8 protein-coding genes are annotated in these 15,431 nt (G+C 65.4%); all 8 read right to left on the bottom strand.

The window, feature by feature from the left end; translation table 11 throughout:
- Positions 1-54: 54 nt before the first annotated feature.
- Positions 55-903: a DNA-formamidopyrimidine glycosylase family protein gene (locus BLW08_RS15330; protein WP_091326157.1), complete on the bottom strand. Its 849-nt coding sequence runs from the start codon at positions 901-903 to the stop codon at positions 55-57.
- Positions 896-5,944, bottom strand: a complete 5,049-nt coding sequence (locus BLW08_RS15325) for an Lhr family helicase (protein WP_091326155.1) — start codon at positions 5,942-5,944, stop codon at positions 896-898. The genes BLW08_RS15330 and BLW08_RS15325 overlap by 8 nt, the downstream gene beginning before the upstream one ends.
- 55 nt (positions 5,945-5,999) lie before the next feature.
- Positions 6,000-6,632 (bottom strand): DUF4232 domain-containing protein, encoded by a 633-nt coding sequence (locus BLW08_RS23900; RefSeq protein ID WP_175538730.1) that lies wholly within the window; start codon positions 6,630-6,632, stop codon positions 6,000-6,002.
- Positions 6,633-6,736: 104 nt separating this feature from the next.
- On the bottom strand, positions 6,737-7,474 hold the full coding sequence (locus BLW08_RS15315) for a YcnI family copper-binding membrane protein (RefSeq protein ID WP_091326153.1): 738 nt from the start codon (positions 7,472-7,474) through the stop codon (positions 6,737-6,739).
- Positions 7,475-7,591: 117 nt separating this feature from the next.
- Positions 7,592-8,212 carry a hypothetical protein gene (locus BLW08_RS15310; RefSeq protein ID WP_091326151.1) on the bottom strand — a complete coding sequence of 207 codons (621 nt, stop codon included), beginning with the start codon at positions 8,210-8,212 and terminating at the stop codon, positions 7,592-7,594.
- Positions 8,213-8,333: 121 nt separating this feature from the next.
- Entirely contained in the window at positions 8,334-8,915 is a 582-nt protein-coding gene (locus tag BLW08_RS15305) for an SRPBCC family protein (RefSeq protein ID WP_091326371.1), read from the bottom strand.
- A 148-nt stretch (positions 8,916-9,063) separates the two neighbouring features.
- Positions 9,064-11,046 (bottom strand): serine/threonine-protein kinase, encoded by a 1,983-nt coding sequence (locus BLW08_RS15300; RefSeq protein WP_091326150.1) that lies wholly within the window; start codon positions 11,044-11,046, stop codon positions 9,064-9,066.
- 71 nt (positions 11,047-11,117) lie between these two features.
- The gene (locus BLW08_RS15295; RefSeq protein WP_091326148.1) at positions 11,118-15,407 is read right to left on the bottom strand and encodes an FtsK/SpoIIIE domain-containing protein; all 4,290 of its coding nucleotides are present in this window, start codon (positions 15,405-15,407) and stop codon (positions 11,118-11,120) included.
- Positions 15,408-15,431 lie beyond the last annotated feature (24 nt).

Below are 15,431 nucleotides of genomic sequence, written 5' to 3'. Positions count from 1 at the left end.
TTGCGGCTGTTTGTGTGGCTACGGCGCTGGGTGGGCTTGCGGCTGTTCGTGTGGCTACGGCGCTGGGTGGGCTTGCGGTGCCGGCTGGCAGCGCGGGCAGAAGTAGATGTCGCGCTCTTCTGTTCCGTCCGGGCCGGCCAGGAGACCACGCCGTATGGTGGTGCCGCAACGCCTGCACGGTTGGCGTTCCCGGCCGTAGACCCAATAGCCGGGCCTCATGGCGCGTGGACCCAACGTGCTTCGGCGTCCGGGACCAAGGTTTTCTCCCAGCAGACGCTTGGCATCGTTGACCGTTTTGGCCAGGTCCGGAACTTCCCCCACCGGCAGGGCTGGGTGGATACCCGAGAGATAGCAGGATTCGCAGCGGTAAATGTTGCCGATTCCCGCAAGCTTCCGCTGATCCAACAGGGCGAAGCCGACTGTGACATCCGGTTCAGCCCGTAGCCTGCGCAGCGCTTCTGCCTCGTCCCAGTCAGGACCCAGGAGGTCCGGGCCGAGGTGTCCCACGATCTTGCTTTCTTCCGCAGTCGGCACCACTTCCAGAATGCCCAGGGAGAACCCCACCGCGTCCGCCGAGGCCGTGCGCAGAACGCATCGTGCCGTATGGCCGGGTTTGGTCCAACGGCCACCTGGCGGATAGATCATCCAGTTGCCTTCCATCTTGAGGTGGGAGTGGATGGTCAGTTCCCGGGGTTTCCTGCTGGCCCCGGGTTCCTCATCAACGGGCCCGGCCAGCCGCATGAGAAGGTGCTTGCCTTGCGGGACCACTTCCGTCATGGTCCAGCCCGCCAAATTGAGGGTGGCGAAGCGCGGTACACGGAAGTCAGAGGCCGTGATGGTTTGCCCGGCCAGAGCCTCGTTCAGCCGCGACGCAGCGCGCCAAATGGAATCACCTTCAGGCACGGATCCGCAGTCCCTTCGGAGTGGAGTAGGCGCCCGCGGCCGCCAAGGCCACCGCAATGGGTGTCTCCAGGAGGTCGTGTCCGTTGACCTTTTCCATGAAGAGCTTGTCCACTGCTCCCCGCCGGACCACGTCCACCAATGCCTGGGCAGCGACTGTCAGCACTGCCTCGTCCGTGCTGAAGGTGAGGAGTGTCTTGCCGCCACGTTCCACATAAAGGATCAACGCGCCGTCGACCATCACCACCAGCGCACCGGCTTTCCGTCCCGGGCGGTGCCCCGATCCGGCGTCGACGGATAGTGCCGGCCAGGGAAGTGCGGCGCCATAAGGATTGGCGGGGTCTGTTGCAGCCAGGGCCAGCGCGGACGGCTCCGCCTTGGAAATGCGGGCATCCTCCGTGAAGGACCTCAGCCGGTCCACGGTCGCTGGGACGGCGAACTGGGCAGCCCCCAAGTGTTCTATGAAGTAGCCACGGCGGCATCGTCCGGCTTCCTCCAGCCGGGCCAGCACTTTATACATGAGGCCGAAGCCGCCAATGATGTTCTCTGCCATGACGGAACCACGGGTCACCACTCCATACCTGTCCAGCAACAACTCGGCGGTGCCACGGGCGTGGATGGTGGGGTCCAACTCCGGCGCCGGCAATGCAGACCATCTGCCCACGGCAGAGGGCGGTGCTGGTGCAATGCCGCCTGACACCGAGCCGTAGCGGCCACCCGTCAGTCCGGGTGACCCCAGGAGGCCGGTCCCATGGGAACGGCCCAGCCTGCTCATGCGCGGAGCCCGTGCCCTGGGCGCTTTGGCTACCTGCCGGTGCGCTGTTTTTCCGCCCGCGATCATGGCACGCACCGGGGCGAAGGTATCTCCGGTGACGCGCCCGGCCCAGACCAGATCCCACAAGGCAGTGACTACGGCGTCGTCGCTGAGCACCGCGTCCATGCCGCCAGCCACGTCCGTGAGTTGCCGGAAGAAGTACCCGCCGCCCGCGCTGAAGTGTTCCAGAAGCCGTTGTTGGGCGTCGCCAGGCTCAAAGTCGGGGGCGGGATTGAGGGTCAATTCCGCGGAGTCGGCAACATGGAGGCTGATCCAGCCGTCGTTGCCGGGCAGGGACCCGGCACCGGACCAGAGGAGCTCGCCGGCTGCCATCAGTTCGTCGAGCATGGCGGGTTTGTAGTCCGCCACGCGGCTGGCCAGGACCAAGGGCTCCCAGGCGGACGCTGGAATGGGCACCCCGGAGAGTTGGTCCACGGCCGTGATGATGCCATCCAGCCCTCGCAAGGCCTGACTCCTGGACTTGCCGGGTGAGGTCACGTTCTGCCATGCGGGAAGGAACCGCCCGTAAGCGGCCGTGTCCACAGGCTCCACTTCTGCCCGCAGCGCAGCGAGCGAGCGGCGCCGGAGTTTCCGGAGGACCTCAGCATCACACCACTCGCTGGAGGGCGGTGCGTCAAGGGTCATGAGTTCTGAGTCGGCGGGATCAACGGCCTGGGGTTCGGCGACGGCGTGCGGACGGAACTCGCCCTCCACCACCCGTCCTTCCCCGGCCAGCCGCTTGAGGGCCGTGGTGACCACCGCCACGCCAAGGCCCAGCCTGGTGGCAGCCTCAGATGCAGTGAAAGGTCCGTGCGTGCGGGCATACCGGGAAACGAGGTCACCCAGGGGATCGCTGACTGGTTCTATGAAGGCGAGCGGCACACCCATGGGCAGCGGGACACCGATCGCGTCGCGCAGCCGTGCCGCGTCCTCAACTGCCGCAAAGCGCTCGACGCCGCCGATGGTGACCTTGAGTGCGCGGTTGGCCTTCTGCAGGGCGGCGAGGTGGGCGCCGGCGTCGAGAACACTCCCATGGGGTGTCACCGGAAGGGCTTCCTCGAGGTGCTCGGTGCCGTCGAGCTGTTCCTGGACTTCGTGACGGAGGCTGGTTTCGGACGGCTGGGCGGTTTCAGATTGCGCCACTTCGGGGTGTTGAGCCGCTTCAGGCTGAGCTACTTCGGGCTGCTGGGCACCTTCGAGCCGTTGAGACACTTCCTCAACACTGAGTGGGCCGAGCAGCCGCAGGAGATCCGCGACGCCTTCCATCCCGCGGACCCGCCGGTCCGGCGCAAGGCGCTGCAATTCCCTTTCGGTGGAATCGATGACGGCCGCGTCCAGCAGCTCCCGCAGTTCCACGCGGCCCAGGAGTTCATTGAGGAGCGTGGAGTCCAATGCGAGTGCAGCTGCCCGGCGTTCGGCCAAGGGGGAATCGCCCTCGTAGAGGAACTGGGCTACGTAGCCGAACAGCAACGACTTGGCGAAGGGGGAGGGCTGTTGAGTGGTGGTCTCCACAATCCTGAGCTCACGCCGCTCTACCGATGCCGCAATGTCTATGAGTGCGGGAAGATCGTAAACATCCTGGAGACATTCGCGCACCGTTTCCAGCACGATGGGGAACGACGGGTACTTACGGGCGACATCCAGCAATTGGGCAGAGCGCTGGCGTTGCTGCCAGAGAGGCTGCCGTTTGGCCGGGTTTTGGCGGGGCAGGAGAAGCGCACGTGCGGCGCATTCACGGAACCTCGAGGCAAACAGTGCGCTGCCGCCAACTTCTGCCGTGACGATGTGCTCGAGTTCCTCGGGGTCAAAGAGGAACAGATCGGCCCCGGGCGGCTCGTCCTCCATCATGGGCACGCGCAGCACGATGCCGTCATCTGCCGCCATGGCCGAACCGTCCAGGCCGTGGCGCTGTTGGAGGCGTTGGCCCACGGCCAGGGCCCAGGGCGCGTGAACGGGCATGCCGAAGGGGCTGTGGAGGACCACACGCCAGTCGCCCAGTTCGTCGTGGAAGCGTTCCACCACCAGGGTCCGGTCGCTCGGAACGATCTCCGTGGCTTCCTTTTGCTCCCTGAGGTACTGGAGCAGATTACTGGCAGCAAAGGCATCCAGACCGCTTGCTTGGCAGCGTTCCATGGCAGGGGCTTCGTCCGCGGCCGAGAGTTCCCGGATGAAGGCACCCAGTGCGCGGCCAAGATCCACAGGACGGCCCAGGGAGTCGCCTTTCCAGAACGGAAGCTTGCCGGGTTGGCCAAACGCGGGGGACACCAGCACGCGATCGTGGGTGATGTCCTCAATTTTCCAGCTGGTAGCGCCGAGCGCGAAGACATCACCTACCCGGGATTCATACACCATTTCTTCATCGAGCTCACCAACCCGGCGTCCGCCCTTGGCTGCACGCGCCGACGCCGTGGGTTCACTCCCATCCGCGCTTGCGGGGGAGGACGAGCCCTCAACCTCGGTGCCGATGATGTACACGCCGAAGAGTCCACGGTCCGGGATAGTGCCACCGGAAGTAACGGCCAGACGTTGGGCGCCGGGCCGGCCTTCGATGGTTCCCGCGTGCCGGTCCCAGATGATGCGCGGCCTGAGCTCGGCGAACTCGTCGGATGGGTACCGGCCCGCCAGCAGGTCCAGGGTGGCCTCGAAAGCTGAGCGGGGCAGACTGGCAAATGGTGCAGACCGCCGTACGGTGCTGAACCAGTCCTCCACATCGATGCTGCCCAGGGCCGTGGCCGCGACGGTTTGCTGCGCCAGGATGTCCAGTGGATTGGTGGGGATGCTCAATCGTTCGATTTGCCCACTCAGCATGCGTTCCACGGTGACGCTGGTATGGAGGAGGTCGGCGCGGTGCTTGGGGAAGAGCACGCCTTCGGAGATTTCGCCCACCTGGTGCCCTGCACGGCCCACACGTTGGAGGCCACTGGCAACAGATGGCGGCGACTCCACCTGGATCACCAAGTCCACGGCACCCATATCGATTCCAAGCTCCAGCGATGATGTGGCGACAACACAGCGCAGCCGGCCGGATTTGAGGTCGTCCTCGATCATGGCCCGCTGGTCTTTGGACACTGAACCGTGGTGCGCGCGGGCCAGCACCGGATCCGCGCCCGTGGTGCTGCCGGCCTGCGCCATCATGTGTGCCGGCGTTGCCGTGGATGCTGGGACGTTTGGTGCCGGAACCCCGGAGTTCTCTTCAGAAGCCGCCCATTCACCGCCGCCCACAGCCATCAACTGCCGTTCCGCGTAAATTTCGTTGAGCCGGGCCGTCAGCCGTTCCGAGAGCCGGCGGGAGTTGGCAAAGACGATGGTGGACTGCTTGGACAGGACCAGATCGACAATCTGTTCCTCCACGTGCGGCCAGATGGAAGCCTGGGGCTGCAGCCCGGAGGCGGGCCCGGAATCGAAGGCCCCGGCAGCACCTTGGAGATCCGACATGTCCTCCACAGGCACAGTGACTGTGAGGTTCCAGTTCTTCTTGGACGGCGGTGCCACGATCTCCACGGGTGCCTGGCCTGCCAGGAACTGTGCCACCAACTCACGGGGCTGGACTGTTGCCGAGAGGCCGATGCGCTGGGCAGGCTTGGGCAGGAGGGCATCAAGCCGCTCAAGGGAGACAGCCAGATGCGCACCCCGTTTGGTTCCTGCGACAGCGTGCACTTCATCGATGATGATGGTGTCCACTTCGCTGAGCGTTTCGCGGGCACGGGACGTCAGCATCAGGAATAAGGATTCCGGCGTAGTGATGAGGATGTCCGGCGGGTTGGTCAACAGCGTTCGGCGATCTGCCGCCGTCGTATCTCCGGAGCGGACGCCGACCGTCACCAGTGGTGCCGGCAGCCCCAATCTCTTGGCGGTTTGGGTGATGCCGATGAGGGGTGCGCGGAGATTCCGCTCCACGTCCACGCCCAGCGCCTTGAGCGGCGAGATGTAGAGGACGCGTGTTTTGGTCTTGGGGCGTTTGGCGCGGCCCTTGCCGTTGGCGGGGACGCCCTCAAGTCCAGGCAGGGTGTCTGTGGGAGTGGAATGCAGGCGATCCAGGGCCCAGAGAAAGGCTGCGAGGGTCTTGCCGGAACCGGTAGGAGCCACAACAAGGGCGTGCGATCCCGAGGAGATCGCGTTCCACGCCCCATCCTGCGCCGGAGTGGGCTCGGAAAAAGCGCCGAGGAACCATTCCCTGGTTGCTTGGCTAAAACGGCTGATAGCGCCATCCGACGCTTTCGGCTCCTGCATTCCTCCATCATGCCCCACGGCTCCGACAGAATAAGCCGGAGCCGTGGGGAGATGCTCAGACTGCTTGGAACGCGGTGATGGTCAGGAGCTTGATACCTGCGTTGCTGCAAGCATCGTGGGGTTCCGCGATGAACAGTGACGCAGTGTCATTCGGCGGGTAGATCCGGAACCCGGCCGCAGCCACCTTGGTGCAATCGCCGTAGTTGCCGGCCTGCGTGTACCGGATTTCAGCCCAGGCAGACTTGCCAGGAGCAAGCTCGATTTTTGTGACCGGCGTTGTGGTTTCGCGGGTGGCCGGTTCGCCGATCGGTTCACCAGCGGCGTCGGCAGTCAAGGAGACCCCGGCGAATCCTTCCAGGATGCAGGGGGCCGTGCCGGAGTTGGTGAGGATCAGCTTTTCGTAGATGCTGCCGGCCGCGCCGCCGCCGGTGGAATCCGTGGCCGCGGTCAGCGAGTCAGCTTTGCAGAGACCGGGGGCGGCAGGGGCGGCGGACGTCGCTGTTGGCGAGGGAGACGGAGTGGTGGTTGCCGTCGCTGAAGACGAGGCCGACGCAGACGGGGTTGATGAAGTGGGCGGGGCACTGCTTGTTCCCGCCGGGCTGGGGCTGGGCCCACAGGCCGCAAGAAGCAGCAGTGAAGCGGCTGCCGTCGTCGTGACAAGTCCGGTTTTGATGCGCTGAGTCCACATGGGCACCAGCCTTGCTGCGGGTGTGACGGGAGTCAATTCAGCCACGGGCAAGGGTGCGGATTGGCGCCCGGATTGTGATCTTCCGGGCGCCAATCCAGCGTCAGTTACTTGGAGTCGACCTTGGCGACTGCCGGCTTGGCGGAACGGCTGCGGAAGAACGCCGCGCCGCCCAGGCCGAGTCCGGCGATGCCTGCGATCAAGCCCGCCCAGCTACGTGCCTGCGAACCGTCGTCGGTCACGGCTGCAGCTTGTTCCGTGGACTCGGTGGATGCGGCGTGGTGGTCACCCGCGGCATCGGCCGGGGTGATCGCGATGGCCGGTGCGGGCGACTTCAGGTCATCCTCGCTCTGGCCGTCTTTGGGGATCTCGATCCAGTCCGTCTTACCCGTCTCGCAGGTCTGGTACGTGGGGAAGTAGATAGTCTTGCCGGCGGCATCCGGCAGCTTGACCGAGAGCACCAGTGCATCACGCATGTGCGGATCAAGCGGTGCCTTGGCCGTGTAGACGATCTGGCTGGTCCGCTTGGTGATGGACGTGCCATCCTCCAGTTTCCTGGGCTCAGTCAGGTTCTCTGTGACCTTCTCCACCGTCCAGTTGGCGTTCACGGTGGGTGTTGCGTCGGTCAGTTCCTCAGGCAGGCTGATGGCAATCTTGGTGGTGCCGGACGTACCGCAACCGTGGGGAACACCAAACGTGAGCAGCGCATAGGAATTGGCGGCAGTCTTGTTGGGATCCACGGAAACGTGAGCGGATGCTCCTGCGATTCCCGCCATCATCAGGGCAGCTGTGCCACCAGCGACGGCGGTTGCGGACAGGGTACGGCGGAGCGAGGACTTCTTCATGGGATTGCCTTTCGGGGGCGCCCATTGAGGGGCGCGGGGTACGGGTTGTGGGCCCGTCACCATGCAAAGGCTTTGCGGTTGCGGCGCGCAGTGGCGTCACGTTGGTGCCGGGCGGAATTAAGGAAGTACGACGACGGCGGGCGGGCCTCGTCGGCTGTCTTGCCTTAGGTTCCGCCAGGGGCGGGGGATGAAAACGTCAGGTGCGCCTGCAGCCAGCGGCGAGGCACCGGCGTCGGGCCTGAACACCAAGCTGGGCAGGGAGAGCAGCGGACGCAGCCACGCGGCGAGCTGCCACAGCGCGTCCTCGCCCTTGGCCAGGACGACGGCGGAAGCAAGGGTGGCCAGGATGTGACTCAGCAACATCAAGGCGCCGAAGGCTGTCCCGAGCTCATGGGTGTGGGTCGCTGCGATATCCATCCCGGGGGTCAGGGATTCGCCACCGAGGTGGTGGTTCCCTCCTGGACCGATGGCCGTGATGGGGCTCAGGGCAGTGAAGGCCTCGTGAAGCGCCAACTGTCCTGCGCCCAAAAGCGTCGTCATGGTGACGACGTTCAGCTTGAAACGCGTGGCCAGCGTTGTGGCCAACGCCGTCAATGCGACGAGCGCCAGCATTACTGGGGTAGTCGGAAGCGCTCCACCACCCACCACGTGTGCCCCGGCCGCGAGGAGCACTATCACCAGGGCGATCGCACTTGATCGCAGAGCATGAAAAGGTGCCCGAATCTGCGTTCTACGCACGGGTCCTCCCTCTTCTCTGCGGCCGCTGCCTGATTGTCAGCGTCTTGATTCTATCGGGAGTTCGGTGCCGGTCTGGCCTCGGATGGGTGCGTATGTGGATAGTGACGCCGAGGAGTAGCTCTCACGGCTTTGGCAGCGTGAATGTCGTGGGATCTAACCCCTCGCGCCGCACGAACGTAGCTTCAGGCGGTTCGGGAACGCGTGGTGAGCCCGCAGGCGAACGTCGACGGCGGAGCTCAAGTTTCAGGCTCTCCTCACCGCGCGCCATGGCCCAGTGGTGATTGGCGGAGAAGGCGGGTTTGAGGAGCCAGCTCAGGCGGCGCAGGAGGGGTTTGGCTGCGCTGACCCGCCAGTCGTAGGTGATGACGACTTCCGGGCCGTCGGTCTGGAACGTCCAGCGGCCTGTGCCGTTGAGATCGCCCTTGGCTGTCAACGCGAAGCCGTCCAAGGTGACCGGTTCGGTAACAGTGAGGCGCCATTTCAGGGTGTAGGGGAGCCACCCCTTGGTATGGAGGTCAAAAGAAGCGCCAACGCCGTCGGGGCCGCCGTGGGCCACGGGCGTGACTGTGAGGTAGACGGCGGGCCACCATTGTTTGAGCGTCCCGGCGTTGCCCAAGACGTCCACTACTTCCTCGCGGGTTCCGGCGACGCGCCACACCGTGACGAACTCGTAGTCGGTGCTCTTGCCTGTTCGCTTGGCCATTGTTGCCTCCACGGTCCGCGTCGGTTCCGAGGGTGTCATCCGGCATCCGGGCTTAATCTACTCCTGGACGCGCCGAAGGGTTAGGTCTCACGGCTTTGAGAGTACTGAGATCCCGCCGCGGCGACGGGACAGTTAGGCGATGGGACAGTTACTCGCCAGCGTTCTCCCGCGATGTAATGCCGAAAGGCGTGGACTGGAGCTCAGTGAAGTTTCCGACGCTTGCCCGCACCGTGCACTGTGGCGTGATCTGCAAGGCCGTCACTGTGAGCCCTGAGCTGTCCACTGCCAAAGCACCGCCGCAGCCGTCGGAGAATCGCACGCCCTTTTCACCGCCGGTGACAGCGGAGAGCATTTGCGAAGGTTTGCCTGAAGCGGGGCTGACGTAGAGCGGATTGAGTTCATCGGCCCCGCCGGCCCACACGGGAACCAGAGTGATTTTCAAGGGGCTGGGCGTTACCACCCGGGCAGGCGTCCGCACCTCCACACCCTTTAGTCGTTGGACGGGGTAAGCGGTGCCTTTGACGGCAGGATCCTGGGTGGCTGCCGTGGTTGCCTGGGACGCGGCGCGCAGCCACCCGTCCAATGCCTTCTGGTCTGCGGGTGCCACCGGCACCTTGGCGGTCAGCTGCACTGACCCGCCGGCGGGGAGCTCCACGCCGGACAGTTTCCAGCCGCAGGCCACATCCACGCCGGTGACGGAGGCCTGGTTTCGGCTCACGGTGCCGCCATCCCACGTCACAGCGGGGCATGATTCTCCATCAGCCAGCCCCGGAATGACCTCGAGGAACTCACCAGACAAGGGCGCCTTCTGCGCCGAGTAGGACACCGTCAAGCGGACCTGTCCGGATGACGGCTCATACGTGGCACTCCGGGAAATGGTGAGCCCCGTGGGTAGGGCCGGGTCTTGCAACTGCGCCGACACCTGCTGTCCGGGAGGCGTGGGGGCGGCCTGCTGGGTGGCGGGGGACAGGAGAACGAAGCCCACTACCATCGCCACGATCAGTAAGACCGCGCCACAGGCAAGGAGCAGCGCTTTGCGGGTCCGCCAAAACGGGGTGGCCTCCTTCTCCCTTGGCCGCTCCTCCGCCATCGGCCGGATTTCGCGGCGTGGCATGGGGCGGGCAATGGTGGCGCTGCCGGCTTGCCCGAGGTCCGGGACCACGGCCTCGACGTCGGCAGGTGGGGTCGCCGCAAAGGCCGCGAGTTCGTCATCGGTAAAGGCGCCGCGCACCACCGTGGCAGGACGTTCGACGTCGTCGAAATCTTCGGGGGCTTCCCCCCGGGCGATGGGACTGCTGCCCGCAAGACCGGGTGCCAGCCTCCGGAGCGTCGAAGCAGCCTCACGGGCAGTGGGGCGGGAAGCAGGATCCTTGGACAGCAACTGATCGAGGACGCCCCAGAGTGCGTCGTCCACGGGAATCCGCGGCGGACGTGCGGAAACATGGCGGTATGCAACACTGAAGTCGGTGCCGGGACCCGCGAATGGAGTCCGTCCGGCAAGGAGCTCGTACAGCAGGACGCCCGTGGAGTAAATGTCGCCGGGAGGCCCGGACCGGCCTTGGCTGATGAGCTCGGGAGGCATGTATTGCGGAGTGCCAATAAGTCCGGTGGTCTGGCGGATTTTCTCGCCCACGACGTCGGAAATTCCGAAGTCGGAGACCCTGACGTCCCCGACTTCACGCTCGGACCACGGACGGGCGAGGAGCACATTGTCCGGCTTGATATCCCGGTGGGTTACCCCGCGCGAATGGGCGAAGGCGAGGGCATCGAAGATTTCAGCGGCAACGTTCACGGCATCTTCGGGTGCCAGCGGTCCGGCTTCCTGGACCATGTCACGCAACGAGCCGCCAGCAACGTAGTCCATGACGATGGCGAGCCGTTCACCCTCAACCACCATGTCCCGCACCGTAACGATGTGGGAGTCCTGCAGTCCCAACAGCACGGATCGCTCGCGGACAAACCTCTCCACCAGGGATGGATCATCGGCATGCTCCGGACGCAGCACTTTGGCCGCCAACGTCCGGCCGTCCGTCGAAGTGACAGTCCAGACCTCGCCAACAGCTCCGGAACCAACCCGTTCGCCGAAGCGGTAAGAAGCCCCGAGCGCCTGCCCCGTCTGTGCCAATTGCATGTCCGTACTCTCCAAAGCTATCGATCTGATTCCCAAGGCCATCCAGGGCAGGGCGCCTGCTGCCCGTCCGTTCAGCTCCCGGGGCTTACCGACTGGATGAGCGATATTTGCCCGCCCACCCCTACGTACCCGCGTCCGGCTGTCATCGCCACGGGTGCCTTCCGTGGAAGGCTGGTACCCAGCAGCTCGCCGTCGTAATTTACGTCCGGCTGGAGCAGCACGCCAAGGCGCGATTTACGCACGGTCTTGGTCCAATGGCTGTATAGCCCACGCAGGTCAGTCGCCCGCCCGGCCGCGATGATGCACAGCCCCGGCGGCCCGGAGGCCACGATCCCCGCAATGGACTGGTCCGTGTCCTCGAAACGCTCGGCGTCGTCGATCAGCAGGAACACCGGACCACGCTCGATCCGCAGGGAGGCGAGCAGCGCCGGCACCTCGTCCGCGCCAACGGCCACCCTGTCCAGGCTGGCGGTGGCCAACGGCGAGCGGCGGTCGCAGATGCCCCAAACCTGGGCCGGACCCCTGGAGGTGGCTACGCCACTAACAGCCTCGGCCAAGGCCAGCAGCAAAGTGGACTTGCCCGAACGGGCCGGCCCGGCGATCAGGGCGTGCTCGCCTTCATAGATTTCCAGGAAGGCCGGCGCGAGGTCTGTTTCACGGATTCCCACAGGGATATGCCACGGCTCGGTTTCCAATTGTGGCTTGACGCCCAAATCCGCCATGGTGACGTCAGTAGGCAGGCTCCGGATCGCGGTGGTCTTCGCGGGGGCATCTGCCCAGCCTTGCCGCACGCGATCCACGGCGGACTCGATCCCGATCCCAGGCGTTGCAACGTGCATTTGCAGAGAGGTGCGAGGGTCCACGCATCGCCCGGGGAGTGCCGCGGGGACATTCTTGGACCGCACGCCCAGCGAGGAGTAGTCGTAATTATCGGCGAGCCGGAAAAGCCACTTCTGGAGCGTTACTTCATTCATCACCGAGGGGACCGCTTTGGCGCGGGTGGTGGTCACGGCGAAGGACAGGCCAAGAGCCGGGCCGTCGGCGTAGGCGCGGTACAGCAGGCCCAGAAGTTGCTGCCCTTCAAAGTCCTGGAATTCGTCACGGAGGGATGCCAGGCCGTCAAGCAGCACCACCATGCGGCGATGCGTTCCCGGCGCCGCGCGGCGGCTCTCCAGTTCAGTGCTCAGATGACGCAGGAAACGCGCTTGCTGCTCTTTGGCTCCGGCCCCCGTTCCGACGTATGCCATGGTGTGCGGCAGGCGTTTCAGCATCTCAAGATCCCCGGAGCCCATGTCCAGAATCATCAGATCCAGATCGGTTGGATCTGTCTCCCGTGCAAGCGCCAACGCGATGGAAGCAAGGGTTGTGCTTGTGCCGGAGCCTGCCACACCCATCAGCATCAGGTTGCCCACGGACATGTCCCATCCGGCGGCGGATTGACGCTGCAGTTCAGGCTCGTCCAGCAGGGCCACCTGGACGGTTGACCCATTGATACGGCCCACGGTCGGAAGGACCCGGGGGGACCCATCCACAGCAGCGGCTTCCACCGCGAAACCCTCAAGCTCTACCCGTTCGCCGAGGGCCTCGGGCCACACCTGCCGCGGCGGGGCGTAGCCGGCCTCGCTGTTGGCCTCCACAACGGCGTCGATGAGGAGATCAAGGTCGTTCTCGTCAACCGCTGCGGATCGTGGAACCGCCGGTGCCGGAGCAGGGACGCCGAACTGACGGATGTCGCGAACATCGACGGCGGGACCGCCGTCGAACTGTGCCTGACCGGTGACCAGCGCGGTCTGAACCGGCGTGATGTCGTCCTGGCCAAGTTTCACAAAGGCGCGGCCCATCTGCGCCCTGCCGATGGCAGAAGCGGCGGGTACTCCGATGACGTTGTTGGAATCATCACGGCTTTGGACACGCAACGCCACCCGCAGGTTGGTGTTGGCGAGGATGTCGTCGCTCACCACACCAGCCGGACGCTGCGTAGCCAGGATCATGTGGACTCCCAAGGTGCGGCCCACAGCGCCGATGCTGACGAGGGCGGTCAGCACATCCGGGAAATCCTTGGCCAGCATGGCGAACTCATCCACGACCAGCAGCAGTCGTGGCATTGGTTCGGCCGGGTTCGTGGCCAAGTAGGCGTTGAGGTTGTCGATGCCCTCGCCTGCCTCCGCGAAAACCCGCTGGCGGCGCTCCATCTCCGCTTCCAAAGCGATCAGGGCGCGGTCCGCCAGTTGTTCGTCCAGATTGGAGATGGTTCCGATGGTGTGCGGCAGGCGCTCGCAGGCCTTGAAGGCGGCGCCACCCTTGAAGTCAACCAGGATGAAGTTCAGACGGGTCGGATCGTTGCGGGCAGCGAGGCCGGCAACGAGCGAGCGCAGGAACTCGGATTTTCCAGATCCGGTGGTGCCGCCCACCAGTCCGTGTGGACCGTCCTTGACGAGGTCCAGTGTCAGCGTCCCGTTTTCGCCGGTGCCTATGGGTGTGGAGACACCAGTGGAGGCCTGCCACATCCGGCGGATTGTCGCCGCGTCGGGGCGCTCGTACCCCAGCAAGCCGGGCAGTCGGACCAGCGGGGGCAGGGACGCCCCGGGGACACTGAGTTCGGGATCATCGAAGTGTGCCAGCCGTGTGGCGCAGCGCAGGGCCTCTTCCTGGTCGAGGCCCGCCAGGATGACGTCTTCCACCCGGGTCAGGTCCTCCGGTTGGTCCACGGTGGCCGCAGCATCGGCCCCTACCCTGATGATGGTGGTGCAAGACGCCGGCAATTGCTCCTCGGACGTGGCGATGACGATGCCCGCCACTCGCGGCGGGCGCTGCTGCGGGTTGATGTGGCCGCCCGGGACGGAACGGCCCATGCCGAGCAGTGCCCGTGCCGGGGCGTCCCTGCCTTCAGTGAGGACATCGGAATCGAGGACCACCATAAGAGCGGGCGTGGGCAGTTCTTCCACAGAGTCCTTGAGGGTGCGCAGCATGGCCAGGCTCGTCTCGCGGTGTGCGGACATCCATCGCTCGCCGGTGCTGCTGCCCGTTTGGCGGGTATGGGGAAGCCAGGACGCCCATTCCCACTCATCGGCCCGGCCGGCATCACAGAAAACACCGATTGTCAGATCCGCAGGACCAACGTGTACCGCGGCCTGGGCTACCAGGGAGCGGGCCAAGGCCAAAGCGCCGTCCCGCGAGCCAACGATGCCCACCACGCCGGCGTCGGTCAGGTCCACCAGGACGGGAGCGGCCAAGAGACGGGCTGCTGTGAGGGATTCCCTGACTTTTTCGTCGGGACGCGAGCCGGCAGCCCGGTCCACCTCAGGCTTCCACGGCACGTCACCGGTGCCGGCATGCAGGGCCAGGAAGTCGTCCGAGTCCGCACGGCGCTGCCACAGCGAGGTGGCCGGAAGCGCAGGACGACGAACAACGGTGGCGGGATCGGGGACCATCCGGTGCCTCCGGGCGGTTTCCACCTCAGCGGCCGTACGGATCTGCTGCTCGAACTCCTGGAGGGCTCCGTCAAAGCGCTCTGCCTCTTCCTTGAGTCCGCGGGCGTGGCGCCGCTTCTGCTCGAACCACATACCCACCGCCATCACGGGACTCAGCATGGCGAACATGGCGAAGCGCATGTCCCTCAGGATCATCACCATCGCAACAGCCATAACCAGCGGCGCCAGCACCGTGATGTAGCTGAACTTGTTGGCCGGCGGCACGTCTTTGCGGCTGGGTGGGACCAGTGGGTCGCCAGCCGGGGCGCGGCCGGGTCGCGGAGGTCTGTTGAAGGGAGCGGTCGCTGCCGGCGTCAGGTTGTGCAGGCTCCCCGGAGCGGGAGCAGGTGTCTCCTCCAGGGTTGGCCGGAGGAGAAGGACCGTGCCTCCTGCCGTGATGGTGGCTGTCTGAGTGACCAGGACACCGTCCTCGCCCACGGGTTCGCCATTGACCAAGGTGCCGTTGGTGGAACCTCCATCCACCACCCGCAATCCGTCCTCTTCGCGGCGAAGGCGGAAGTGATCCCACGACGCACTTTCGGTGGGGAGGCTGAGATCGGCCTGGGGAGACCTGCCAACGAGCATGTCGCGCCCCTGCGGAACGTCCACCACACCACCGGTACGCTGACCACCGGCCAGCGTCAGGCTCCACCCCCGTACGCGGTCCGGAACAGGCCAGGGCGCTCGCGAGATGCGGCTGCCTTCGAGCAGAATCAGTTCGGAGAGTGGCGTGGCACCCCGGACCTCTGTCTCATTGACGAACACCGGCTCGTCCGGCGAAACCCTGGGCCCGCCGGCGGCTTCCACTAAGTCGGACAGCGTGATGGCGGGCGCAGCATGGGCAACCTCGCACTCAAAACGACGATCGTCCAAGTCGATAAGCACACGCACCAGGGCGCTCCTCCTGTAGTGGAT

The organism is Arthrobacter sp. cf158, from assembly GCF_900106835.1.
Taxonomy (GTDB): domain Bacteria; phylum Actinomycetota; class Actinomycetes; order Actinomycetales; family Micrococcaceae; genus Arthrobacter.
Note: the sequence above shows the minus strand (reverse complement) of the source record. Positions and strands in the feature narration are given on the sequence as shown.